Source organism: Bacillus sp. 522_BSPC (genome assembly GCF_001076885.1).
Lineage (GTDB): Bacteria > Bacillota > Bacilli > Bacillales > Cytobacillaceae > Niallia > Niallia hominis.
The window spans coordinates 1-24,939 of sequence record NZ_JVDT01000133.1; the positions used below are offsets into that span (position 1 = coordinate 1).

Here is a 24,939-nt window from a genome sequence, read left to right on the forward strand (position 1 = left end):
GAACAATCTCTAATTTAGCTCTTAAATAAAGCTACTTTCTCATGTTGGTTATCTATGTTTTTAAATATATCAAGTGTAAAAACTAAGTCGTTCCATTGCGCTACGGGGTCTCAGCCTTTCCTCTATTTCCCGCAGGAGTCGAGCGTCCTCCGCTCTATTTCAATTCGTTTTTAAACCTTTTTCCCAAATGATAAACACGAACTTTTATGTATATTATAACTATATAAAAGTTCGTGTCTATTATTAGTTGAAATGCTTATGTCCCAGCCTCTTTCCTACGATTAATCAAGTATTTATTTGTTGATTAGAAGTTTTATTAAAATAGATGGTTTGAGTCAAAAGCAAAAGTCATTTACACTATAAATAATGGAAGAAAATAGAGCGAATTTCCTTTTCATTTTTATCATAAATACTATACTATTAAAATAGAAACTAATTTAAGGAAGGTAATTAAAATGGAATCGAAATTCAAGTTCGGAATTCGCTCCAAAATTATCCTTGGCTACATTGTTATTATACTTTGTTTACTTGTGTCGGTAATTTTGCTCAATAATCAAATTCGATCCTTGCAAGAGGAACGTAACTCGATTATTAATTATGATTCTCGCATACAGGAATTAACTGCTTCCATTGAAAAAAGTGTTTTAGATATGGAAACAGGTCAGCGTGGATTTATAATAACAGGTAACCAAAGCTACTTAATTCCGTATAACGATGGGAAGGAAAACTGGGAAGCGCAATTTGATGAACTTTATCAGTTAATGAAAGATAAACCTGCACAGCAGGAAAATTTATTAGAAATAAAAGATAATATTGAAAATTGGATTAACACAGCAGGCGAGCCAACCATCCAATACAAAGAACAGAATAATCTAGATGCTCTAAATGCTTTTTTTGAGTCAGATTCTGGTCGAGAGTATATAAATGATATTACAGAGAAGTTTAATTCACTCAGAGATACAGAAAAGACTGCATCTGCTAAGCAAGCAGCAAAATTAGATGCCCAAAATAATACTGTAACCATTGGTCTATTTGGTGCATTAGTTTTGATTTCCCTTGTTGCGATTATTATTGCTAGTCAAATTTCTAAATCCATTGTTAGAACGATTAAAGAAGTGACAGGCACTATTGGTACGATTGCAGCATCTAAAGGCATCATTAATACACGCATACATGTGCGAACGAATGATGAAATAAAAGAGCTTGCTGTAGCGACTAATCTGCTTCTTGATAATGTAGAGCAGAGAGAATGGCTACAGTCTAATGTCGCCGATATTGTGATGAAATTTCAAGGGCTTGCTTCTATTGAAGCTTTGTCCAATACATTTATTACAGAATTGGCTAAAAAAACAAATGCTAGTTTTGGAGCATTTTATGTAAAGGATGCACAACAAAAGAAAGAAATGTATGTAAAGGCCGCAACGTTCGCAGAATCAGGCGATGCGATTGGCAGAGACACTTTTCAATTAGGAGAAGGGCTAATTGGTCAAAGTGCAAAAGAACAGCGCATGATTCACTATAAGGAAATACCTAATGATTACCGTTTAATCGCAACCGGTTTAGGGGATGTTTCACCAAGAAGCATTATAATTGTACCCGTTATGTTTGAGGGAGACGTTATTGCTGTCTTGGAGCTTGCGACGATGAGTGAATTTACAAAGCTACAGCAAGATTTGATTGTTGGTATAGTAGAATCATTTGGAGTAACGATTAATAGTATTATGGGTAGAATGGAAATTGTTCGCTTATTAAACGAATCTAGAGCCATGACCGAAGAGCTACAGGTACAATCTGAAGAACTACAAACACAGTCAGAGGAATTACAATCACAGTCTGAAGAGTTGCAAATGCAAAAAGAAGAACTGATGGCTACAAATGAGCAACTAGAAGATCGAACAAGAGAAGCGGAAGCGAAGACAAAAGATTTAGAAAAAGCAAAAGAGGAATTGGAAGAGAAAACCGAATTGGTCATTCAAAATTCTAATTATAAATCAGAGTTTTTAGCAAATATGTCCCATGAATTAAGAACGCCATTAAATAGTATTCTAATTCTTTCGGAAATGCTTGCAGAAAATGACGCTAATCATCTGTCGGCAGAGGAGATGGAGTTTGCGAATGTCATTCATTCTTCTGGTAAAGATCTCCTTTCGCTTATAAATGATATTCTTGATCTTTCAAAAGTTGAGGCAGGAAAGCTCGATGTTCATTTTAGTGAGGTAAGTATTAATGATATTACTTCACAATTGGAGAGAAGTTTTGCCCCTATTGCAAAGCAGAAGGATGTAGAATTTATTATACATAAGCAGGAAACGCTGAAAGATATTATGTATACAGATGAAAAGAGATTCCAACAAATTATAAAAAATCTATTATCCAATGCCTTTAAGTTTACGGAAAGTGGATCCGTTTCTTTAAATATTAAGAAAAAGCATCAGATAAGTCGAAGCATGAAAGAATTAAGCAGAGAATGGCTGGAAATTTCGGTTTCGGATACCGGTATTGGCATTCCGAGAGATAAACATAAATTAATCTTTGAAACATTCCAGCAGGCAGATGGTGCCACTGTACGTAAATATGGTGGTACTGGTCTAGGACTATCTATTTGTAGAGAATTTGCTAGATTACTAGGTGGATGGATTTCCTTGAAGAGCTCAGAAGGAAAAGGAAGTACATTTACCTTAACGATTCCAAGTCTTCCTAATGGAATAGTTGATGCAAAGCTCAATATTAGTGATATAAATGTTGCAGCTACAATGGAAGTGAAAAAGCAAGAGGCTCGATTTGAAATAGATAAAGAAGAACAGAGACATGAGGAAGAAAGAAAGGCGGAAATCATGTTGTCTAGTGACAAGCATGATGATGTATTTAAAGGGAAAAAAGTATTGATTGTTGATGATGATAACCGCAATATATTTGCTCTTAAAACAACCCTTGAAAAAATAGGGATGGACGTCCTTGTTGCACACAATGGAAAAGAATCGTTAGGAATTATTGAAGAAACACCTGACTTAGATGTGATTCTAATGGATATTATGATGCCAAATATGAATGGTTATGAAACAATGACTATTATTCGTCAAACAATGAACTTGACCGAAATACCTATTATTGCATTGACTGCTAAAGCAATGAAAAACGATCGCGAGAAATGTCTCGAAGCAGGCGCATCAGATTATATTAGTAAACCACTAGATTTAGATCAATTATATTCTGTTCTAAGAGTATGGCTAGTTAAGTAAGGAGGAGGCGGTTATGAATAATCCATTCCTGAATAACGAACACGAGGTAGATAATCCAGATCATGCAGATATAGAAGTGGATCTGCTGCTTGAAGGGATATTTCGATTATCAGGTTTTGATTTTCGTCAATATAACCGGTCTTCTATTACACGCAGGATCTACTATAGAATGAAAATGGATAATATTCCTACGATTACACGACTACTTGAACGAGTGATTCATGAAGAGGTTTTCCTGGAACAGCTTTTAAATGATTTTTCTATCAATGTAACGGAAATGTTTAGGAATCCAAGCTTTTTCCGTGCATTTAGAGAGCAAGTAATCCCACATTTACGAAAGTATGATGAAATCCGGATATGGCATGCGGGATGTGCTACAGGGGAAGAAGTTTTTTCGATGGCTATTTTATTGGAAGAAGAGGGGCTAAAGGAAAAGGCAGTTATATATGCAACAGATATGAATGAAAATGTACTGCAAAAGGCAAGCAAAGGGGTATTTCCTATACATAAAATGCAAGCATATACTAAGAATTATATGCTTGCAGGAGGAACAAATGCGTTCTCGGAATATTATAAAACAGACCATCAATATGCTTATTTTCATTCTGATCTATTGAAAAATATTATATTTGCCCAACATAATTTAGTAACAGACCAATCTTTTAATGAATTTCATGTCATTATTTGTAGAAATGTACTCATTTATTTTAATCCCATGCTCCAAAACCAGGTGCATCATCTATTTTATGAAAGTTTAAGTAAAGATGGCTTTATTGGTTTAGGAGATAAAGAGACATTAAGCTTTGTTGATGTAATGCCAAAATATAGAGAGCTTGCTGGTGGAGAAAGACTTTATCAGAAAATCTACTAAGAACTATAGGAGCTCTTCTAAAACAATAAAAAGGATTTCTCTTTAGGAGAAATCCTTTTTATTTACTATGTACTCATTAAAGAAATAAGTAAAGTGTTAATTATTTGCCTTTTGCTTGGATCATTAATACACACATGTCATCTGGCTGATTAGACTGTTGCTCTTTTGTTAGAAGGTGATCCATTACGGAGCTGGTATGTTCCCATCTTTTGGAGGAAATTGCTTGGATTTTCTTTTCGGCTTCAAATTCACAAGGTCCCATTGCTTCTAAGACACCATCCGTATAAAGGATGATTTGTACATCTTTTTCAAAGGTAACTTCTTTAGTATTAATTTCCATTTCATCGAAAAATCCTACTGCGCAAGTACCTTGTTCTAATGCAACTACTTCCTTTTCATCCATAAGCATATATCCATAAGGATGACCAGCATTGACATATTCCACTGTTTTCTTCTCTGTATCTATTACTAAATAGATTGCCGTAAAGTAGAATGGAAGACCTTCTTTTTCATTTTTTAATAAGGTCATATAGCGATTTAATTCTTTGATAACAAGATCTGGCTTCACTAATTGTTTAACTGATTCTCTCAGGACAGAAGAGATAAACATGCACACTAAAGAAGCGGATATTCCATGTCCCATCATATCTAATAAAATAATTGCATATTTGTGATCATTAATTTTATGCCAATAATACATATCACCTGCAAGATTAAAGGAAGGCAAATAAGAAACTTCAATATGCATATGTTCATCTTCTAAAGGGGCACTTAAAAGACTTCTTTGTACATGTGTTGCTAAGTCTAATTCATACTGAATTTTTTTTTCGTGTTGAGTATGCCAATCAAGCTCTGCCTTTAACCGTAGAGCAACGCGTATTCTTGCGAGGAGTTCGATTTTGTTTAGAGGTTTTGTAATATAATCTACACCACCAATATCCAAGGCTTCCGCGAGCTTATTCTTGTCTTCTAATGCTGTTACAAAGATAATCTGAATATCCTTGAGGTGTTCCATCTTTTTAATGCGTTTACAAGCTTCAATGCCATCGATTTCTGGCATCATAATATCGAGCAATATTAAATCCACACTATTCCCTGTCGAAAGCGGAGCATCAAGTTGTAAATAATGAAATAATTCCTGGGCTGAAGAGAGAGAAACACAATCATCGTACCCAGCGTTTTTTAGTATTTTTTCCATTACAAATAGATTGACAGTATTGTCATCTACTAAAAGAATAGTCATAATTCTTATAACTCCTTGTCTATTATGATGTTAAGAAATAAATTATGTATACCTTATTTTATTTAAAACCATCAAGTGTATATAACTATAATTATACAGATATTTATTGGATAATAATAATTATAAGTATTATAGAATGGAAAAGAAAAAAACATCGCAACATAAGAGTTCTCTTAGATTGGATGTTTTTTCTTTTATAAGCTGTTTTTTTTAAAACCAATGGGAATATGCTTAGCCTATGAAATGAATGTGTATGATTGGAATCAGCATTACGTAAAATCCTTATTCGTTATGCAGTGAAATTTCCATCATAGCTAAGCATAATGGCTGATTTCACGCCATCAAGTTTAGAAATAGTATTAATAAAGGTAGAGTTATTCTCTTTCACACGAATTTCGTATGTTACTTCAAAATCGTTTCCAGGCATAATTGATTTTGATTTAATGGAGAATTTTTTAGCATGAGTTGAAATAGTTTTTGTTAATGAATCTTCTAACGCTTCATTTGTATATTTAACAACTAATAAATAAGGATTTTCAATTTTGATTCGGTTAGTAAACAGAATAAGAACTAAACCAATTAGGATAGCACCTAATATAACTAGGATAATAAAGCCTGCTCCACAAAGTATTCCTGTAACAATTGCCCAGAATAAATAAACTAAGTCCATAGGATCTTTAATAGGAGTTCTAAAGCGTACAATCGATAAGGCACCAACCATACCAAGTGATAATAGAACATTGGATGATATCCCGATAATGATTAAGGCAGTTGCCATTGATATAATAATTAGAGAAATATTAAAGGTGTGGGAATAGATGACACCTGAGAAAGTTTTTTTATAAACATAATAGATAAATAAACCGACGCCAAAGGCTACTAACAGCCCTATTAAAGAATCAATTACGGAAAAGTTACTCGTTTTTTCTAAAATACTTGATTTGAAAATATCTTCGAAGCTAATATTACTCATTTTTTTGTTCCTCCTTGAATTTATATAAATTTATCCATACATTCTGCTGATTTGATATTTAGAATAAGTTCCTTTTCTTCTATCACTTAATTGAAGAAGATTTTTGATTATTTCAGGCAAAAATTCATCGTATTTAATCTCTAAAATGGTGATATCTGGGTTGGTTTCAACCATAGGTAAATCCTTGTTCAGTACATCATTATTTCGGAAACTTGTTTTAATGGAGCTATCAAAGGTGACCCGGACATTTCCATAACGATAGATAAATACTTCCCGTTCGTAATCAACCACTGTATGTGGCTTTAATTGATATAAACTCATCTGAATGAATAGTTCTTTGACCAATTCGCGATGGTCATTTTCCATCCACTTAATATCTCCAATGCGGATTTTTTCATATTCTTCTGCTGTAATTCTACATTTATCTTTATAGGTCAAATTATTACGTTTGCTTTTTTTTTCTAAATTTAAGAGGTTTGTATTATAGTCATACAATCTTACTCGAAATTTATCTCGGTTAAGAAGTCCTTCTTTTTTTTGAATAAGTGCCTTGTTTTCAATATTATCGAAGTAAACACTTCTAATTAGATACTTCCCATTATTAGTAGCATGGGGGTCAACTTCCATCACATGCTTTAATTTATTTCTTAATAAATAACAATCTATTTGATTTAATTCATGTTTTAGTTCGGTTCGGCCATTTAAGCCGTTTAGTTTTTGTGCTTCCATTTTGATTCTCCTTTCTGTTAACTGCTTGGACACATTATCATTTATAAACCTTAATCTATCCTTAAGATTTTTAAGAAGGTATTAATTTTTTGTAAAAATACTGTAAAAGTAGATGCAGGAGAGGAAAGATGAGACTTTTTTTTCTCTAAAGATGGAAAGAAAAATAAAAAACGAGATTCTAAAGGAATTGTTAAGGTTGTGCACTCATAATGAAGGCATGGTGAAAGAAAGGAGACATAGTAATGAAAAAAAGTAAAATGAAAAAGTTAGTCTTGCCTATTGCATGTACCTTGCTTTTATTTGCATGTAGTAAGGACAGCGATAACTCCCAAAATAGTAACGATAGCTCACTTAGTGAAATGGATGTGAGTGCATATATTAGTGAAAATATAAGTTTTGAGGAGGAGGATTATCTAACGAATTGGGAAGAAGAAAATCCTACTTATATTACTTTAGATGGGGACAAAATTTCTTACGATGAATCGGCTGCAATAATGACATCTGGATCAACTGTTACCATAAGGTCTGGCGGAGTATATGTTTTAAGTGGTGATTTAGCTGACGGGCAGATAGTAGTTGACGCACCGGATACAGGAGAGGTTCAATTAGTTTTAAATGGAGTAGACATTCATAATAGTGAGTCTTCAGCTATTTTTGTAAAAGAAGCAGAGGATACGATTATTACGCTTGCAGAGGAAACTGAAAATGTTGTGTCTGATGCAGAAACTTATACCGAAGATGATGGATCTGGCGAGCCCAATGCAGCAATCTTTAGCAAGGATGACTTAACAATAAATGGGACAGGTACTTTGGAAGTAGTAGGAAATTATGATAATGGAATTGGAAGTAAAGATGATTTGCGAATTATGGAAGGAACGATAAAAATAACAGCAGTAGATGATGCCATATTGGGCAGAGATTTAGTTGCAATAAAGAGTGGAACGTTTGAAATTAATGCAGGTGGAGACGGTATTAAATCAACGAATACAAATGATACAAAAGGTATTATTGCCATTGAAGATGGAATATTTAATATAAAGGCTGGAACAGATGGTATACAAGCTGAGTCTTCTCTCTATGTGGCAGATGGCAATTTCACCATTACAGCAGGTGGAGGAAGTCCAGAGACTATTGAAGTAAGAGAGGAAATGATGGGAGGACAACCTTGGGGAGATAGCGCAGCTGAAGAGACAGAAGAGGAGGATACACCGAGTACGAAAGGTTTAAAAGCAAATAAGGAAATCGCTATTGGTGGTGGAACATTCGAAATAGATACATTAGATGATGCAGTGCATAGTGACACGAATATTACGATTATGGATGGTGATTTTACTATTCTTACTGGTGATGATGGGATTCATACAGAGAATAAGCTCGTAATTGCTGGTGGAACAATTCAAGTTAATAAAAGTTATGAGGGAATAGAAGGAAAAACAGTCACTATTAATGATGGAGATATATCTGTTGTAACAGCAGATGACGGAATTAATGTAAGTGATGGAAGTAGTGAAAGTGCTACTCCTGGTGGAGAAATGGGAATGGAATCTGCAGGAAATGCACTATTAACTATCAATGGAGGAAGCATTTACGTAAATGCAGATGGAGATGGATTGGATGCAAATGGATCAATAGTAGTCACAGGCGGTACGACTATTGTTAATGGTCCAACAAATGATGGAAATGGAGCCCTAGACTATGATGGAAGCCTAGAGATAAGTGAAGGAACACTAGTAGCGCTAGGAAGTTCGGGGATGGCACAAACAACATCTGATACATCTAAGCAAAACTCAATTATGATGACCTATTCGGAAACGCAAAAAGCTGGCACTATTGTTCATTTAGAGGATAGTGATGGGAATGCTATTGTAACAGTACAACCAAGCAAGGATTACCAAACGGTTGTGATTAGCTCACCGAAGATTACAGAGGATAGTACTTATGTATTGTATTCTGGTGGTAGTAGCACAGAAGTGAACAGTAATGGTTTAGCTACAGGGACCTATGAAAAAGGAACAGAACTTGTAGAATTTACTATTTCTGACATAGTAACCTACGTCGATGAATCTGGCATTACAGAGGCACCTAGTAATAATATGGGTGGACCAGGTGGCGGCAGAGGAGGAGGACAAGGTGGAAATCCACCAAGTGGTGATTTTGAAGGAAATCGAGGAGAAGCTCCTCCTTCTGGTAATGAGAATGAGAGACAGGAGAATAATTCTTCCACTAATAGTTCCCAGTAAGTAATTTTTACTGAAAATGATAGCCGGATTAAAAAAAGCTGCTTAGACATAAGGTTCCAAGCCAAAGATAAAGCCAAACAATCAAACGAAAGTTTCGTTGATTGTTTGGCTTTTTTGTTTTAAAAAGGCTTATTTAGTTGAATTTTTGTTGATTTCACAGTCTTTTTGCTACCCAATTTGCTCCCTTTCATTACTCCATATAGGATAAATATCGCTTCGCTTTTTTTGGATATAACCCTGCTGCCAGTAGCAATGACCAGGTTGTATTCCCCTCTATGCGCCCAATGGAACCATGAAGAATGATACCAAGAAACCGCTTGGTAATAGGAAGATTATTTATCTGAAATTGTTTATTTGTATGAATATTGGATAGAAAAACAGTGTTTCCCTCCATATTTATTATTTGAAAGAAGCTGTCCTCTATGTCCTTACATTTCTCAAAGATCTGGCTAACCCTTGTTAAGTCTTTTTCGTAATCCCAATTGGATTCAAAAAACTGAGGATACATCTGGAGATATAAACTATTCAACAATTCCTCGCATAACAGTAACTCATTGATGGATTCTTCATAAGGAGCTAACAGCTTTGTCCAGGTTGTATTTTCTTTGTGATCTAGCCATATGGAAAACTTTCTAAATTCGGAGATAAAGTGTTGGATGCTGTTGCTTTCTTTGGAGATTTTTATAGTGTTAGGTAGATGAATATAAAGAAGTAAATCAATAAAGGATTTTTTACATTTATTCCAAGAGGTCGGCATGTTGTCTTCTAGATAGTCAGTTAGATAACTCGAGAACGTTCGTAAAAACTCATTTCGAAAAAAATCAGTAGGCTTTTCTTTCTTATAAGCAATTAAATCGTCGCCATAATATTCAAATAGGCCGCAGTAGCGCATATTAAATTGAGAACAGATTTCAATTTTCTTTAGTATTTCGCTTCTGCTTTGTGTGTTGGTAAGGGGAATGAGTTTAAATGTTGTTTCTGGGGATTTTGTTCTCTGGCGGTGGTTTGTGTGGAAGGAAAAGTTCTTCATGTAATACAATCAACCTTTCGTGTTTTTATTTGAAATTTCTGATAATAAGAAGGAGGGAGTTCTAAGAGGTTGTCTCTATTATACCTATATAATAGGAGTATGTCACTATTTTTCTAGTTATCTCCTTTCGTACAAATGAAGGATGCTCTACAAAATTGGTAGGGCATCCTTCGTGTAACTTTTAAATTAATATACTTTATCGCCATTAAAGATAGAATTTTTAACAATTACATAATCTACATTACGAATAGAATCTAATTTTTTACCGCCTGCATAGGAGATAGAAGACTGAAGATCTTGTTCCATTTCTGTTAATGTATCTTGTAAAGAGCCTTTATGCTCTACATACATTTTTTTACCTTCGACGTTTTTCTTTTCTCCTTTTTGAAACTCGGAAGCAGAACCGAAATACTCTTTATAGAGCTTTCCGTCTTTTTCAAATGTTTCTCCTGGAGACTCTTCGTGGCCAGCAAATAACGAACCGACCATTACCATTGTTGCTCCAAAACGAACCGATTTTGCGATATCACCATGTGTACGAATACCACCATCTGCAATAATTGGCTTGCTCGCAGCTTTTGCACACCAGCGCAATGCAGCTAACTGCCAACCACCAGTTCCAAAACCTGTTTTAATTTTTGTGATACATACTTTACCAGGTCCAATTCCTACTTTTGTAGCATCTGCACCTGCATGCTCAAGTTCTCTTACTGCTTCAGGAGTTCCAACGTTACCAGCAATAACAAAGCTATTCGGTAAATGCTTTTTGATATGTTTAATCATTGCGATAACAGCATTTGAGTGACCATGTGCAATATCAATCGTAATAAATTCGGGAACCAAATTTTCTTCTGCTAATTGTAATATAAAGTCATATTCTTCTGCTTTCACACCAACACTGATAGAGGCAATTAACTCACGAGATTGCATATCACGGATAAAGGTCTCGCGTGTTTCTGGCTGGAAACGATGCATAATATAGAAATATCCATTTTCCGCTAAATATACAGCGATTTTTTCGTCAATAATAGTTTGCATATTTGCAGGCACTACAGGAAGCTTAAATGTATGGCCACCTAATGTTACAGTTGTATCGCATTCTGAACGGCTATCAACAATACACTTAGCCGGAATTAATTGTATATCTTCGTAATCAAACACGTTATCCATTAAAATACACTCCTAAATACGAATATTAAGGTCGCTGTTATCTAAAAATGTTCGACCATTAGGTACTTTACATTATTTTTGCCAGGATGTCAAAGATTTTTCATTTAATGAGATGTTTTTAATGAAGCGCTATCATTTTGGAGAGGGTAAAAAATATTTTGTAAATAAGGAAGATTCCTGTACTCAAGGAACTCCCTTATTTTGAAAGGAGAATGTTAGATTAACTTCTCAACAAGTCATAGCAAAGATAATTTGAAAGGATATAGAAAGTGGCTTAGTAGGAGAATTTCGCTTCAATCTTCGCTTCTATAAGTAACTGTCCTGGTTCTAGATTAGTAGCAATTCCTCCTACCTGACCAAACGACATTTTTGCAAGTGGGATAGGATTGCTAGAATCAGATAGAATTTCATGTATTTTTACCGGAATCGGATCTATCGTTACACGGAGGGTTTCAGCAATGGCCATTGCTTTTGAAAGAGAATCTTTAACCGCTTTTTGAAGTGCTTGCTCATAATATTCCGAACGATTACTTACATCAAATTGAATACTGGTAACTTGGTTTGCGCCATTTTGAACGGCTGTGTCAATAACGTTTCCTGCAAGTTGAATCGTTTCTACAAGGATAGATAGCAGGTGGGTTACTTTATAGCTTTTGAAGACTTGTTTATTCTCCACATAGTCATATTGAGGGAGAATAGTATAGTCAACGGTTTGAATATTGGAGGAAGGAATACCTAAACCTAAAATGGACGAAATAACTTGTTGATGTTTGGTAGCATTTTCTTTCTGGGCAGTTGTTACATTTTTGGACTCCGTATTAATGCCAAGAATAATTTTGCAAATAGTCGGTTCAATGGACAACATGCTATTTCCAAACACTGTTAAGCTTCTTTTTAACGGAACATTTGTGTGAAAAAGGGGAGAGGAAGGGTACATTATTATTCACCTCTGTATTGTTTATTTATAAAACACCTTATTTTGTAATAATTCCATGGCAGTTGCTATTTCCTGCAATTGTTCACCTGAAAGAGTGTCTATTCTTTTTTTTAATATTTGTTCTACTTCATGAAATACGAGATTCATTACCTCTTTTCCTTCATCTGATAGCACTATATACTGCTTTCTGCGGTCTTTTTCATCTGTGAATTTATTAATTAAGTTTTTTTCCATTAAGTTTTTCAATTCTCGGCTAGTATTAGGCAATGACATTTGATGACATGAACTAATATCACTTGGAATCGCTGGCTCATTGATCGAAATATATTCAAGGATATTATACTGAATCGGAGTTAAATTAGTTGGTCTTAGATCATTCGTTAAAGCGTGCTTTAGTTGATGAACAGATGCTGTAAATGTAATGAATTTCTGAAAAAATTGTCTTTCATCCAAAAGAATCACCTCATAGGTAAGATAGCATAAAAAGTTATCAATAAACAATTATCAATTGATAACAAAAAGATGAAATGGTAATATAGTTATCAAATGATAACTAAAAAGAGGGGGATTCTTATGAATTTATTGATTGTTTTTTCACATCCCAATCAGAAAAGTTTAAATGGAGCGTTTTTAAAAAGTGTTTTGAATGGCAGTATGGAAAACAGTTCTATAAAGAATATACAGCTTTTAGATTTATATGAAGAAAATTTTAATCCCATTTTATTTTTTGATGAAAAAGTAAAAAGGCGTCATATGTATAAGATCCCAGCTTTTTCAAAGCATAGAGATCAGTTATTATGGGCGGATAAAATCGTTTTTCTTTATCCTATTTGGTGGGGAAGACCACCAGCCATGTTACTAGGATACTTTGATCAAGTATTATCTGCTCATTTTGCTTATGAAGAAACTGGAAAATATACCACAAAGGGGCTCTTAAAAGGAAAGTCAGTCATCTGTATTTCTACTATGAAGGGACCTGGAATGTACCCCTTTTTCTTTTTGCATAATGTTCATAAGGTTTTAATGAAAAAGGCAGTATTTCGCTTTGTAGGAATTAAAAAAGTGAAATTTTTTGAATTTGGAAGCATGGAAGGAACAGGGCAAGCGAAAAAAATAGATAAGATTTATCGCTATTTTAGAGGAATATGTGCTTGAAAGATTCTTTCCTAATCAAAGGAACCCCCTAGCCAAAGAGAGAGATTCCTTTGATATTGTTTTAGGCAAATTATGAATTCTTTCTTTCTAAAGATAGTGATTCAGGACGCTCACATGTACTTTCCATTATATAATGTTTATCGCTATCGGAGGAATCCTGGAAACCATACATCGCTTCTAAAACATGATAGGCTAATTCGCTATTTGCTCGATAGTTTCCACCTTCGAGAATTGCCTTGGCCATATCAGCAACGCCAAGCCCTCTATTGTTTTCGTTATACCCGTATGCAAGAGGCACTTCTTTAAATTCCTGTTCATCACGTTTTCTTAATTTTACAGGACCATCAAACGTATTAGGGTCAGGAACAAGTAGCGTTCCTTCGCTTCCGTAAATTTCAATAGGAGGCAATGTGCTACCGCCAAAGGCATCAAAGCTTGTTGTAATACTTCCAATTACACCTGAAGCAAAATCTATTACTCCTGAGATATGCGTAGGGATGGATACTTTCATTTTAGTACCAGCCTTTGGTGCGCTGAGTATCGTTCTTTCTTGATAACTAATCCGCGCCGAACCAGAAATTCGTTTAATCGGTCCCAATAGAGCCACTAAGGCTGTTAAGTAATAGGGCCCCATATCGAACATTGGTCCGCCTCCAATATCATAATAAAAGGCAGGGTCTGGATGCCAATGTTCATGGCCACGACCGATCATGAAGGCAGATGCACCAATTGGTATTCCTATTTCCCCTTGTTCAATCAGATGGATAGCAGTTTGAATTCCAGCTCCCAAGAAAGTGTCAGGTGCACTGCCAACGAGAAGATTATGCTTCTTCGCTGTTTCTAAAATTCGCTTACCTTCCTCTCGTGTAACAGCAAGTGGTTTTTCCGTATAAACATGCTTACCTGCTTCAAGTGCTTGGATGGTGACAGAGGCATGTGCTTTTGGAATGGTTAAGTTGATGACTAGTTCAATCTCAGGATCAGAAAGCAGTTCTTCAACGGAATAAGCATTTGGAATACCGAACTTTTCAGCTTGAAGTTGAGCACGTTGGACATCTAAATCTGCACAGGCGACAAGCTCAAGGTGGGGAAACTTCGGACAGTTTTCCATATAAATAGAACTAATATTCCCGCAACCGATAATGCCAATTTTAAGTTTTCTCATAAGAAACCCTCCGGTAGATTATGTTTAGCTTTCGATAATTTTTATTTTGATGATCTCCCTTTATTGACTGTCTCCCATACCTGTATAGTTCCGTACATTTTCATAAATGGAAGCTTCATTCGATTTTTCAGTTCGTCTTTTCCCTTCAGATGCCCACAAGAATCCACGGCGCATAATGAGCGAAACTTCCGGCAGAGCGATGATATTTGCTTGATGGCCTAATGAATTATAAAATACATTTCCAAGCCCCCAACGTTTAGTCCATACTACAGGCATGTCTACCGCTTTATTCGCGGCGTGAGGACCATGAACAATCGGGAAGCGTGTAGTAGCTAATACTTCAACAGCTGGATCGTAATGAAGGTAGTATTGTTCACTAGCAACTTTAAAATCAGACATGCCTTCTAAAAGGGGGCTAGAAGAATGTTTGATGTTGACCGTATATTCCACCCCATCATTTCCAGGATGGGCAACCCAATTGCCACCTGTCATAAATTGCCAGTCGACATTATTACGAAAAGAGTCACACATACCACCATGGCACCCAGCTAACCCAACACCTGCTGCAACTGCCTCCGAAATATTTAAAACATATTGTTGTTCAATTTGACCCATTGTCCAGTGGGGGACGATTAAATCCAAGGTTTTTAATTTTTCTTTATCTGCATAGGAGTCTAGTGAATTAGATACCTCTACTTGAAAGTTCTCTTCTTCAAGAATTCCTTTAAAAATTTCTGCTACCTGCTCAGGCTGATGACCATCCCAGCCTCCCCAAACAATCAATGCATTCTTTTTCATGGTACATGCAACTCCTTCATGATATTTTGATTAAACGTCAGATATTCGGACCCATTGTCGGTTTTCAATCGATAAGTCAACCGCTTCTAAAACTTCTTGGCACTCTACGCCATCTCGGAAGTTGGGAACAGGCTGTCGATCTTCACGGAAAGACTCCATAAGCTCCACTATCTCGTGAATAAATGTATGTTCATAGCCTATCGTATGTCCTGGAGGCCACCAGTTTTCTGCAAAAGCATGAGAAGGGTCTGTTGCTAATACGCGCCGAAATCCTTGTACGTCCTCCTTATCATCTGTGAAATAAACCTGTAGCTCATTCATACGTTCAAAGTCGAAGATGACACTTCCTTTACTGCCATTGATTTCAAAGGAATTTGTACAGCGATGGCCTGCAGCAAAACGTGTGGACTCAAAGCTCCCTAAAGCACCGTTAGCAAAACGAGCCATAAATAGGGTAGCATCATCAACGGTCACTTCCCCTTTTTTATCACTATCACTCCCTTTTGCTGATAAGCCCGTCATCTGTGAAGGAATGGGTCGTTCCTTAATAAATGTTTCATTCATCCCAATAACTTCTGTTATATCGCCGATTAGATAGTGCGACAGATCGATAAGATGAGCCCCAAGGTCTCCGTGAGAACCTGAACCAGCAATTTCTTTTTGGAGTCTCCAAGCTAAAGGAAAGTTTGGGTCCACAAGCCAATCTTGTAAATACCAGGCACGGTAATGATAGATATCGCCCAACCGTCCCTCGTCAATTAGCTTTTTAGCCAGCATAACGGCCGGTGCAAAGCGATAGTTAAATCCAACCATATGTTTGATTCCAGCCGATTCAACTAAATCAAGCATTTCTCTTGAGTCTTTTAATGTAAGCGCTAACGGTTTTTCACAAAATACATGTTTGCCAGCAGTTGCTGCGGCAATGGTTATTTCTTTATGGACATTACTAGGTGCGTTAATATCAATTAAATCAATGTCATCTCTTTCTAAGAGGCTCTTCCAGTCTGTCGTATATTCCTCCCAGCCGAATTGTTTGGCTGCAAGTGCTACACCTTTTTGATCACGCCCGCAAATAACCTTCATCACAGGATGAACGGTATTTGGAAAAAAGAGAGGGAGATCTCGGTAAGCATGACTGTGTGCTTTTCCCATAAATTTATAGCCAACCATTCCAATTCTAAGTTTTTCCATAGCGTATCTCCTTTTGTTGTCCATTTAGATTACTTTATTATCGATAAATCTATCACTTATAGGTTTGACACAACAAGTAAAAACTTATATAATCCTAGACAAAATTTATTCTTTACTGAGGATGTTTTGCGGATGATAATATATGAAGCACACCATTTTAACTTAATAGCAAACTATCATACATTAAATTTAAACTTTCCAAGCCATCTCCATCGCTGCTTCGAATTATTATTCCTCATGGAGGGGGAAATGGAAGTTATTATTAGTCAAAAAAGTTACCATTTGAGTACTGGACAATTTTTACTAATATTACCTTATGAAATTCACTCGTTTATTACAAAATCTCAGTCACATGCAAAAATTTGTATTTTTTCCCCTGACTATGTCCCGACATTTCACAAAATGATAGAAAATGGTTCACTTGAAAATCCAATTTTTAACCTATCTTTGGAAGCGGATTCACTTGTTTCTAGAACGCTTTTCAAAGATAGCTCTAATCTACTAGAACAAAAAGCTTGTCTCTATTTATTATTATCAGAGCTAATGGGGCAAACTAGCTTAATTAAAGGCGAAAAACAAGATCAAGAGTTGCTTCATAAATTGTTAACGTTTATTCAGGCACATTTTACAGAATCGATAACTTTAAAAAGTATCGCTGGTAATTTAGGTTACAATTATAATTATCTTTCGAAGTACTTTAATCATAATGTTAATATGTCTTTTGTAGATTTTTTAAATGAGACGAGAGTAAACTATGCATGTTATCTATTAATCTATTCAGAACATAATATATCTGAGATAGCTTTTCTTTGTGGTTATGAAAGTATACGGTCCTTTAATCGTAACTTTGTGAAGATAAAACTTTGTACACCAAAGGAGTATCGAGAAAACCACCCACGGTCGTTTATGGATATGTATCCTTTCCATACATATTGACTTCTGATAGCGAGAAAAAAGGGATGGGATACAACCAAATCGATATCTATAAAGACGTAATCTTGCTATTAAATAAAGCCAAGGTGTAAATATATATCCGTTCATTGTGTTTTTAACGCTAATAAAAAACTCAAACAATCATCCGAAATTTTTTCTTTCGCATGATTGTTCGAGTTTATCTTTGTCTTTGATACATGTTCCAATTATATTTAGACAGATCTATTCCAAAAGCGGGCTTCTGCTACTCCTGTAATAAAGCGATTAATGGAATCCTTCGTTAAATCAAATATACCTGGTGCATTCCATGTAATACGGCTTTTTTCTAGTGCTTTAGGCTCGCCAATGAAAATACCTAAAGGCTTATAATGGTTAAAAGTCATTTCAATAAATTCAATCGCCTTATTCTCTAGTTTATTGCTAGTGCCAATAAGAATTGCAGCATCAAAAAGACTGGCATCCGCTGTATCATACGTATCCGTCACTTTTAAATCTCCATCAATTGTGCGCATCGTTTTATCAACGATACTAAAATTGACGTTATTTGCTGCCAATGTTTGGACCCATTGACGTAATTGTACTTTATCTGGGTCCCCGTTTAACAGGATGGCTACACAACGGGTGTCTGGTTTTTTTATGGTATTTGCCATGCTTAAAGCAGGAGACTTTTTCGATGAATTGACCTCTAAATTTTCATCAGGTAATACTGCTCCAATATTCTTAGCTACTTCTTCAGCAATGCTGCGATCAATTCGATTTAGAAGCGCTACAGCGTTATTTTTAACTGTCTCTGATTTGCATTTTCCAAGTTCAAAGCTAAAGGCATCCTTCACATGTTGCTGCTCAAATGGCGCTAGGCTATTATAAAATAATTTGGCTTGGGAATAGAAATCAAGGAAGCTTTCACTACGCCCTCTTATTTTTATACCATCTATCTTTTCCTGATAATGCTGATAACCCCCATCTTCAACAGGTACAGGTTCTGGCTGGTTATTATTTAATGAATTATTATGGTAGCTCGTTTGTCCATGATGAATAGCCATTTGATGCATACCATCTCTTTGATTATTGTGAAAAGGACAGATAGGCTTATTTATAGGAATTTGGTGGAAGTTAGGTCCGCCAAGTCTGGATAATTGTGTATCGGTATAGGAGAATAGACGCCCCTGTAGTAATGGATCGTTGGAAAAGTCTATTCCCGGGACTACATGTCCAGGATGAAATGCGACTTGCTCTGTTTCCGCAAAGAAATTATCAACATTTTTATTTAAGGTCATCTTTCCAACAATTTTGACAGGAACCGCTTCTTCTGGCCATATTTTAGTAGGATCTAAGATGTCAAAATCAAATGCAAATTCGTCTTCTTCAGGAATGATTTGTAAGCCTAATTCCCATTCTGGGTAATCACCTTTTTCAATTGCTTCATATAAATCTTGGCGATGGAAGTCAGGATTTTTTCCTGCTGACTTTTGTGCTTCATCCCAAACCTGTGAATGAATGCCGAGCTTTGGTTTCCAATGAAACTTAACAAAATGAGCCTTTCCTTCTTTATTAATAAGGCGGAAGGTGTGCACACCAAAGCCCTCCATCATACGGAGGCTGCGGGGGATTGCCCGATCACTCATCACCCACATAACCATATGAGCTATTTCATGATTTTGCCCAGCGAAATCCCAAAAGGTATCATGCGCACTAGCTCCTTGTGGAATTTCATTATGAGGCTCAGGCTTTACTGCGTGAACAAAATCAGGAAATTTAATGGCATCTTGGATGAAGAATATAGGAATATTATTCCCAACTAAATCATAATTACCTTCATCGGTATAAAACTTAACAGCAAACCCGCGCACATCTCGAACTGTATCACTAGAACCTCTAGAGCCCTGAACCGTAGAAAATCGGACGAAAACAGGCGTGGTTTTACTTGTATCATTTAGGAAATCTGCTTTGGTGTATTGTTCAAGGGATTCGTATAATTGAAAAACACCATGAGCTCCTACTCCACGTGCATGAACTATTCGCTCAGGAATTCTTTCATGGTCAAAATGAGTCATTTTTTCCCTAAAGTGAAAGTCCTCCATTAGAGTAGGTCCTCGTAAGCCGGCTTTTAATGAGAACTCATCCTCTGCCATTTTTAATCCTTGGTTGGTCGTTAAGCCAGCTTTTTGTTCATTATCAATGGTGTATTTCTTTAATTGCTCCGTTTTTTTATTTTCCACTTCCATACCTCCCAAATGATAATATGTATCAATTAATAATCAATATTGTTATTTATACCCAACTTATCTTATTTAAAACATGCAAAAAAAAGGCTAAGACTGTATACAAATCAGTTTTAGCCTTTTCTATTAAACTATTTCTGAAGGGTCTTCTTGATTAACAGGCCATTCGCCAGTGAACTCTTCCACATCGTATTCGAAAAAGTCTTTTAAGTTAGCCTCTTTATCGTCCACAAATAATTCATCGGTTACAGCTGAAACAATGCGAGGTATACCATATCTCATTCCAGATAGCGCCGATGCCGATAATCCACAGCTAATTAAAGCAGCATAATTAAAAGAGTATATGCCATGGAGCAACGCTTCACCTTTTTTGTCTCTGCTAATAAAAGAAAAACCAAGGCTTAAATAAGGATGTGCATCAAGCGTTGGAGAAGCTATTTCTTCTGGGGCATCATATCGGTCTTTCCAACGGGCAATATGCCTTTCAATTAAGCGTAATTCTGGACGTAGTTTAGGGTCTGTCATTAACCCTGTGCTAATGAATAAGAAATCAAAGAGATAGGTCCCTTTTGGAGTAGTTATTTCTGCTTTATCTCCTTTTTCTGCGACTTTTACCCACGGTGAGTCAAGGTGAAGATGAAATCCTGACCAGGAAGATGCTCGGTTAAAAGTATCGTTCGTAGGTGGTTGATTATGCTGAAAGAAGTGGGCAATGCCTGCATATTTATCTTCATCTGATAAAGCAGGGAAATGTTCAATCATTCCAGACACTTCCATTTGTCTAATTGGATTAATGCGCTGCATTTTTTTGCGACGAACAAACACATGTGCTTCAGATATCCCTTTTGATAAAGCAAAATTAGCATTATCAAAAGCTGATGCCCCACCCCCTAGAATAGCTACTTTTTTCCCTTGTAAGGAATTAAAATTAATTGGCGCGGAGGTATGAGCATATAAATAAGAGGGGAGGTTATTGGAAATCATTGGTGGGACATGCCACTCTCCTCCTCCTTGGATGCCGGTTGCAAGAATTACCTTTCGAGCTAGTATAGAAGAAGAGATAGCGCCTTTTTTTTGAGTATGAAGACGATGTAATCCTTTTTCTAATGGTTCAATTAAAGTAAGTTTTACTTCATTATGAACAGGTAATTGAAGGATTTCTCTATACCATCTTAGATAATTCATCCAATCGCCACGTGGAATTTTATCGACTTTCTCCCATCCTTCCACACCAAATTGTGCTTCCCACCAAGAACGAAATGTAAGAGAAGGGATTCCAAGATCGATGGAGGTTAAATGTTTAGGAGTGCGTAAGGTGACCATACGTGCATAGGTTTCCCACGGTCCTTCAAGACCTTCCTTGTTTTCATCGATTACAAGAATGTTTGAAACTCTTTCTCGTAAAAGTCCGAATGCAATTCCTAATCCAGATTGTCCTCCACCAACGATGACAACATCGAAAACATGTCCCTCTGAATGAATTTTTGGACGAACCCAATTTGGTCCCCCATAATTAAGGTAAGCAAGATCTGTTTGTACTCGGTTATTTAAGGCTTCTAAGCTCATATTGGTGATTTCCTCCCCCTTGCAAATGAAAAATAATGTGAACTTTCCTCACATTAGTATGTCTTGCCAATATATTAACATGTTCATTTGTTTATTGTATGTATAATATATCTAAATTTTCTAAAAAGTTTTAGATGATTCGTTTAAAAGGATTGTAGAATAGAAAAAAACGAATACTAACAAAAGCCTAAAACCTATTCTCCATAAGATTTTTGGCTTTTGTTAGTATTCGGCTAGTTACATTCTTTTTCTCATGCCAACACTCTTTGCTTTATGCTTCCAGAGTATTTGTTTAATGGATGGAGCAAATTCTTTTGGGCTTTGGATGATTAAAATAATTTCTGGTAAGCTTTTATGCATGGAGTTATTTTTCTTTCGATGGGAAAAATAATAGATACTATATCCGAAGGCAAAACCGATAAAGGCAGCAAGAAGGCCGCTGAAAATGGGTCCTAAAATTAATTTAAAGCCAATGCTTGCGCCTATGACTGATAACCCTGTCGCAAATGCAATTCCAATTTCAAAGGAAGAAACATGGATATCAATTGTTAATTTTTTTTTATTACGTATAGGTGGGAATTCATTCATATAAAGAACCATCATCTCTTCTGGAGGAATTCCATATTGTTCAATTTCTGCAAGTGCATGTTCGATTTCAATGGATGGCTGAAAAGTTCCGACTATGATCATCCTTTTGTACCTCGTAAACTAAATTTAGAACCAGCATATCGATTAATTAAGCGTTCTTCTTGTGATTCTTGAACAAGAATATTATGGTGAACGCAAGTAATATATGCATGGTAAACGGACCCGCCAAGAACGGAGGGCATAAATAACAACCAATGTGGGACTAACATGGTATTGGAAGAAGCAAATTCGCCAAGCATCATTAATGTTAGTGCCCTATGTGCATGTGAAAGTAAAATATACGTCCACCACCAAAAAATAGCGTAAAATCCTAAAAATAATCTATGATTATATAGCTGCCCTAATCCAGGAAATAGGAGAGAGTATAAAGCGCTAATCAAAGGATTTCTCATTTGTAAGTATTGTATTTCTGATGGAAATATCTTTGCATTCGATAAATGGGGAGTAGATAAATCAACCAGTTTATTAAATTGGTTTGCCGAACGATAGCTATCCCCTATTGTTACTAGATAAATGGCGATATAGCCAATCATCCAATCTAAATTGATTACAGATTTAGCTAGCTCAACTTCCCCGCAAAAGGAAAAAATCATTGCTTCGTTAATATGTGCACCTGTATTAATGATCACTTCTAAAATTGTCAGTAATGTTCCTCGTGCATATTGATTAAGCAGATAATGTCCAAACCCGGGAAATACAGCAGACCACCAAGCGACAACACAGGGTTTGTGATACATAATATAGGTAATACCGGCTGTACTGTATTTTGCTTTTGGAAAGGTTATTGTTTCGTTCATTTGTATACCTACTTACTAAATTTGGAATATGCATATAGGTTATGAAAAAAAGTTAATCTTATTCACCAATTGTAAACATTGGATATGAATGGTAATAATTACAAATTATATAACAGGAAAGAAAATAGCCTGTTCATTTATATTCTATTGAAGAGGCTTTCATTGTATGAGTAAAATGTTTGTGGGTAGAAAATAATTTACCCTCTGGTTTGGTTGGTGGTCGTTAGACCGCCAACCAAACGCAAGCGCGGTAGTATGAGCAAAAATAAAGAAAAAGGGACTTTCTTTTTGTATAGTAGTGTTTGCGGACAAAACATACAAAAGGAGAAAGTCCCTATGAAACAAAATACCATAAAACTACCTACATTAAAAGAAATAGAAAGTGATTTATTTAAAACATTACAGGAAACTTTTTCGGAAGTTCTCGAGGAGCTGTTAACTGGGTATGACAGAGAAATAGCTGAACAACGAGATAAAGGAAGATATCAACTCAAAGATAAGAGAGCGATTCAGATGGACACCTTATTTGGATCTGTTTCAATTAAGCGAAATTACTATTGGGATCGTATCGGCAACAAATATGTCTATTTATTAGATCAATATTTACAGTTTGAGGGCGGTAAAGGATTTAGTCCAGTTGTGGAAGAAATGGCGATGGAATTGGCGGTTACTGGGCCATCATACAGACATGCATCTTCTACGTTAGAAAAATTACTTGGATACTCTGTAGCTAGTCATGAAGCGATTCGTCAACATTTATTACAAACAGAAGTTGTACCGAGCTTGCCAATCGAACCAAAAAGAAAGGTATTATTTATCGAAGTAGATGGCTTATTTATTAAACGGCAAGGTGGTAAGAAGCGCGGACGAGAAGAAAAGATCGCAGCTATCCATGAAGGTTGGTCTATGAATGGAAAGAGAGCCAGTCTTGTGGGAAAACGGCATTTTATTCATAAAGCAGAAGCACCTTTCTGGGAAGAGTTAGAACAATTTTTAATGGATACGTATCATTACGATCCAACTACTCATCTTTTAGCTATCAATGGGGACGGAGCTAGTTGGATAACTGCGTGCAGAGAGTATTTTCAAAAGAAAGCTTTTTTCACGATAGACAGATTCCACGTAGCTCGAGAAATCCAACGTATTTTTAAAGAACATCCTAGATATAAAGCGATACGAAAAAAGCTAGCTAAGTATGATGGAGAGGGATTATTAGTAGAGTTAAATAGTGCAGTGGCGACCCTGGATACAGAGAAAAAAGAAGAACGATTAGAAGCATTAATTAACCAGCTTTCTCCATATCCCGAGGCACTTGGAGACTATAGAATTTGGTTACAGGAACAAGGAATAGATACGAGTGATATGCGTCCGATGGGCAGCGCAGAAGGAACCATGAGTGTGTTTGCCAAGCGTCTGAAAAACGGAAGGGCATGGAGTGAAAAAGGAATAGATGCATTTATTCGATTCATGGTTGGCTTAAAAGATGGATTAGATATTAAAACACTGATCGGAACAATGACGAAACGATTGGAAGAGAAGGAATCAAATCATATAAAACCAAAATACTACCGTGAAAAACTAACCAAAACAGCAGGACAGGCAACAAGACAAAACATTGCCTATTTGAGTCAAACAACAGGAAAGCCACTATATCATGCGTTAAAAGCATTACAAGGATTTTAAAAAGGATTGTCGACGTTTAACTGTAAACTGTATTCTAAAAGGTTATGGATTTTAACAACATAGAAAACGCAGAGTGGATTGGAGCGAAAGGCACTTGACTCCTGCGGGACATAGAGGAAAGGTCGAGACCCCACAGCCGGAACGGCGAGGAGGCTCGACTTCCTCCCCGCGGAAAGCAAGTGCCTGTAGCGGAAAGGAACGGTCTATTGATCCCAAAAAATTTTACGAAAACAGCCTGACTATAAATAGAGTAAGTATAGAAAGCGTTAACAATAGAGATAGCAAACACACTGAAAAAGAGAGAAATTCCGACGATAAAAAATTTCTCCCACAAATACTTGACTCAAAC

Annotated in this window: 20 protein-coding genes; 6 read left to right on the plus strand and 14 right to left on the minus strand. The window is 36.1% G+C overall.

Annotated features, from left to right (window positions below; genetic code table 11):
- Window positions 1-455: 455 nt before the first annotated feature.
- The gene (locus ADJ83_RS10330; protein WP_048717732.1) at window positions 456-3,239 is read left to right on the plus strand and encodes an ATP-binding protein; all 2,784 of its coding nucleotides are present in this window, start codon (window positions 456-458) and stop codon (window positions 3,237-3,239) included.
- A gap of 13 nt (window positions 3,240-3,252) precedes the next feature.
- Window positions 3,253-4,110: a CheR family methyltransferase gene (locus ADJ83_RS10335; protein ID WP_048717733.1), complete on the plus strand. Its 858-nt coding sequence runs from the start codon at window positions 3,253-3,255 to the stop codon at window positions 4,108-4,110.
- A gap of 100 nt (window positions 4,111-4,210) precedes the next feature.
- Here the strand turns inward: ADJ83_RS10335 and ADJ83_RS10340 are convergent, their stop codons facing one another.
- The 3 genes from ADJ83_RS10340 to ADJ83_RS10350 form a co-directional block, all read right to left on the minus strand.
- Window positions 4,211-5,353, minus strand: coding sequence for a SpoIIE family protein phosphatase (locus ADJ83_RS10340; protein ID WP_031539161.1), 1,143 nt, complete (start codon window positions 5,351-5,353; stop codon window positions 4,211-4,213).
- A 289-nt stretch (window positions 5,354-5,642) separates the two neighbouring features.
- On the minus strand, window positions 5,643-6,326 hold the full coding sequence (locus ADJ83_RS10345) for a DUF4956 domain-containing protein (protein ID WP_048717734.1): 684 nt from the start codon (window positions 6,324-6,326) through the stop codon (window positions 5,643-5,645).
- Between the two features lie 30 nt (window positions 6,327-6,356).
- Complete coding sequence (locus tag ADJ83_RS10350) at window positions 6,357-7,055, minus strand: polyphosphate polymerase domain-containing protein (RefSeq protein ID WP_048717735.1); 699 nt, start codon at window positions 7,053-7,055, stop codon at window positions 6,357-6,359.
- Window positions 7,056-7,297: 242 nt separating this feature from the next.
- On the opposite strand from ADJ83_RS10350, the gene ADJ83_RS10355 reads away from it, so the two are divergent.
- Window positions 7,298-9,295 (plus strand): carbohydrate-binding domain-containing protein, encoded by a 1,998-nt coding sequence (locus ADJ83_RS10355; RefSeq protein WP_048717736.1) that lies wholly within the window; start codon window positions 7,298-7,300, stop codon window positions 9,293-9,295.
- 190 nt (window positions 9,296-9,485) lie between these two features.
- Here the strand turns inward: ADJ83_RS10355 and ADJ83_RS10360 are convergent, their stop codons facing one another.
- From ADJ83_RS10360 to ADJ83_RS10375, 4 genes are all read right to left on the minus strand, one after another.
- The gene (locus ADJ83_RS10360; protein WP_048717737.1) at window positions 9,486-10,325 is read right to left on the minus strand and encodes a hypothetical protein; all 840 of its coding nucleotides are present in this window, start codon (window positions 10,323-10,325) and stop codon (window positions 9,486-9,488) included.
- A 186-nt stretch (window positions 10,326-10,511) separates the two neighbouring features.
- On the minus strand, window positions 10,512-11,495 hold the full coding sequence (gene guaC, locus ADJ83_RS10365; RefSeq protein WP_048717738.1) for a GMP reductase: 984 nt from the start codon (window positions 11,493-11,495) through the stop codon (window positions 10,512-10,514).
- Between the two features lie 274 nt (window positions 11,496-11,769).
- Window positions 11,770-12,432 (minus strand): SIMPL domain-containing protein, encoded by a 663-nt coding sequence (locus tag ADJ83_RS10370; protein ID WP_048717739.1) that lies wholly within the window; start codon window positions 12,430-12,432, stop codon window positions 11,770-11,772.
- 21 nt (window positions 12,433-12,453) lie between these two features.
- A complete protein-coding gene (locus ADJ83_RS10375; RefSeq protein WP_239687076.1) occupies window positions 12,454-12,894 on the minus strand; it encodes a MarR family winged helix-turn-helix transcriptional regulator in 441 nt (146 codons plus the stop codon).
- Window positions 12,895-13,005: 111 nt separating this feature from the next.
- Here ADJ83_RS10375 and ADJ83_RS10380 point away from each other — a divergent pair, with 111 nt between their 5' ends.
- On the plus strand, window positions 13,006-13,587 hold the full coding sequence (locus ADJ83_RS10380; RefSeq protein ID WP_048717741.1) for an NAD(P)H-dependent oxidoreductase: 582 nt from the start codon (window positions 13,006-13,008) through the stop codon (window positions 13,585-13,587).
- A 70-nt stretch (window positions 13,588-13,657) separates the two neighbouring features.
- Here the strand turns inward: ADJ83_RS10380 and ADJ83_RS10385 are convergent, their stop codons facing one another.
- The 3 genes from ADJ83_RS10385 to ADJ83_RS10395 are packed head-to-tail and all read right to left on the minus strand — an operon-like array spanning window position 13,658 to window position 16,741.
- Window positions 13,658-14,752, minus strand: coding sequence for a Gfo/Idh/MocA family protein (locus ADJ83_RS10385; RefSeq protein WP_048717742.1), 1,095 nt, complete (start codon window positions 14,750-14,752; stop codon window positions 13,658-13,660).
- A 60-nt stretch (window positions 14,753-14,812) separates the two neighbouring features.
- The gene (locus tag ADJ83_RS10390; protein WP_031539175.1) at window positions 14,813-15,550 is read right to left on the minus strand and encodes a ThuA domain-containing protein; all 738 of its coding nucleotides are present in this window, start codon (window positions 15,548-15,550) and stop codon (window positions 14,813-14,815) included.
- A gap of 30 nt (window positions 15,551-15,580) precedes the next feature.
- On the minus strand, window positions 15,581-16,741 hold the full coding sequence (locus tag ADJ83_RS10395; protein WP_048717743.1) for a Gfo/Idh/MocA family protein: 1,161 nt from the start codon (window positions 16,739-16,741) through the stop codon (window positions 15,581-15,583).
- Window positions 16,742-16,873: 132 nt separating this feature from the next.
- Here ADJ83_RS10395 and ADJ83_RS10400 point away from each other — a divergent pair, with 132 nt between their 5' ends.
- Window positions 16,874-17,677 (plus strand): helix-turn-helix domain-containing protein, encoded by an 804-nt coding sequence (locus tag ADJ83_RS10400; RefSeq protein WP_048717744.1) that lies wholly within the window; start codon window positions 16,874-16,876, stop codon window positions 17,675-17,677.
- A gap of 209 nt (window positions 17,678-17,886) precedes the next feature.
- On the opposite strand, the gene ADJ83_RS10405 is transcribed toward ADJ83_RS10400, so the two are convergent.
- The 4 genes from ADJ83_RS10405 to ADJ83_RS10420 form a co-directional block, all read right to left on the minus strand.
- Window positions 17,887-19,806: a catalase gene (locus ADJ83_RS10405; protein WP_414630338.1), complete on the minus strand. Its 1,920-nt coding sequence runs from the start codon at window positions 19,804-19,806 to the stop codon at window positions 17,887-17,889.
- Window positions 19,807-20,022: 216 nt separating this feature from the next.
- The gene (locus ADJ83_RS10410) at window positions 20,023-21,462 is read right to left on the minus strand and encodes an NAD(P)-binding domain-containing protein (RefSeq protein ID WP_048717746.1); all 1,440 of its coding nucleotides are present in this window, start codon (window positions 21,460-21,462) and stop codon (window positions 20,023-20,025) included.
- Between the two features lie 237 nt (window positions 21,463-21,699).
- Complete coding sequence (locus tag ADJ83_RS10415) at window positions 21,700-22,152, minus strand: hypothetical protein (protein ID WP_048717747.1); 453 nt, start codon at window positions 22,150-22,152, stop codon at window positions 21,700-21,702.
- Window positions 22,149-22,907 (minus strand): hypothetical protein, encoded by a 759-nt coding sequence (locus ADJ83_RS10420; RefSeq protein WP_048717748.1) that lies wholly within the window; start codon window positions 22,905-22,907, stop codon window positions 22,149-22,151. The genes ADJ83_RS10415 and ADJ83_RS10420 overlap by 4 nt, the downstream gene beginning before the upstream one ends.
- A 336-nt stretch (window positions 22,908-23,243) precedes the next feature.
- Between ADJ83_RS10420 and ADJ83_RS10425 the strand changes: the two genes are divergently transcribed.
- Window positions 23,244-24,590, plus strand: a complete 1,347-nt coding sequence (locus tag ADJ83_RS10425; protein ID WP_048717475.1) for an ISLre2 family transposase — start codon at window positions 23,244-23,246, stop codon at window positions 24,588-24,590.
- Window positions 24,591-24,939 lie beyond the last annotated feature (349 nt).

Coding starts and splice junctions, on each gene's coding strand:
- ADJ83_RS10330 (WP_048717732.1), top strand. CDS start 456: ATGGAATCGAAATTCAAGTTCGGAATTCGCTCCAAAATTATCCTTGGC.
- ADJ83_RS10335 (WP_048717733.1), top strand. CDS start 3,253: ATGAATAATCCATTCCTGAATAACGAACACGAGGTAGATAATCCAGAT.
- ADJ83_RS10340 (WP_031539161.1), bottom strand. CDS start 5,353: ATGACTATTCTTTTAGTAGATGACAATACTGTCAATCTATTTGTAATG.
- ADJ83_RS10345 (WP_048717734.1), bottom strand. CDS start 6,326: ATGAGTAATATTAGCTTCGAAGATATTTTCAAATCAAGTATTTTAGAA.
- ADJ83_RS10350 (WP_048717735.1), bottom strand. CDS start 7,055: ATGGAAGCACAAAAACTAAACGGCTTAAATGGCCGAACCGAACTAAAA.
- ADJ83_RS10355 (WP_048717736.1), top strand. CDS start 7,298: ATGAAAAAAAGTAAAATGAAAAAGTTAGTCTTGCCTATTGCATGTACC.
- ADJ83_RS10360 (WP_048717737.1), bottom strand. CDS start 10,325: ATGAAGAACTTTTCCTTCCACACAAACCACCGCCAGAGAACAAAATCC.
- guaC (WP_048717738.1), bottom strand. CDS start 11,495: ATGGATAACGTGTTTGATTACGAAGATATACAATTAATTCCGGCTAAG.
- ADJ83_RS10370 (WP_048717739.1), bottom strand. CDS start 12,432: ATGTACCCTTCCTCTCCCCTTTTTCACACAAATGTTCCGTTAAAAAGA.
- ADJ83_RS10380 (WP_048717741.1), top strand. CDS start 13,006: ATGAATTTATTGATTGTTTTTTCACATCCCAATCAGAAAAGTTTAAAT.
- ADJ83_RS10385 (WP_048717742.1), bottom strand. CDS start 14,752: ATGAGAAAACTTAAAATTGGCATTATCGGTTGCGGGAATATTAGTTCT.
- ADJ83_RS10390 (WP_031539175.1), bottom strand. CDS start 15,550: ATGAAAAAGAATGCATTGATTGTTTGGGGAGGCTGGGATGGTCATCAG.
- ADJ83_RS10395 (WP_048717743.1), bottom strand. CDS start 16,741: ATGGAAAAACTTAGAATTGGAATGGTTGGCTATAAATTTATGGGAAAA.
- ADJ83_RS10400 (WP_048717744.1), top strand. CDS start 16,874: ATGATAATATATGAAGCACACCATTTTAACTTAATAGCAAACTATCAT.
- ADJ83_RS10405 (WP_414630338.1), bottom strand. CDS start 19,806: ATGGCAGAGGATGAGTTCTCATTAAAAGCCGGCTTACGAGGACCTACT.
- ADJ83_RS10410 (WP_048717746.1), bottom strand. CDS start 21,462: ATGAGCTTAGAAGCCTTAAATAACCGAGTACAAACAGATCTTGCTTAC.
- ADJ83_RS10415 (WP_048717747.1), bottom strand. CDS start 22,152: ATGATCATAGTCGGAACTTTTCAGCCATCCATTGAAATCGAACATGCA.
- ADJ83_RS10420 (WP_048717748.1), bottom strand. CDS start 22,907: ATGAACGAAACAATAACCTTTCCAAAAGCAAAATACAGTACAGCCGGT.
- ADJ83_RS10425 (WP_048717475.1), top strand. CDS start 23,244: ATGAAACAAAATACCATAAAACTACCTACATTAAAAGAAATAGAAAGT.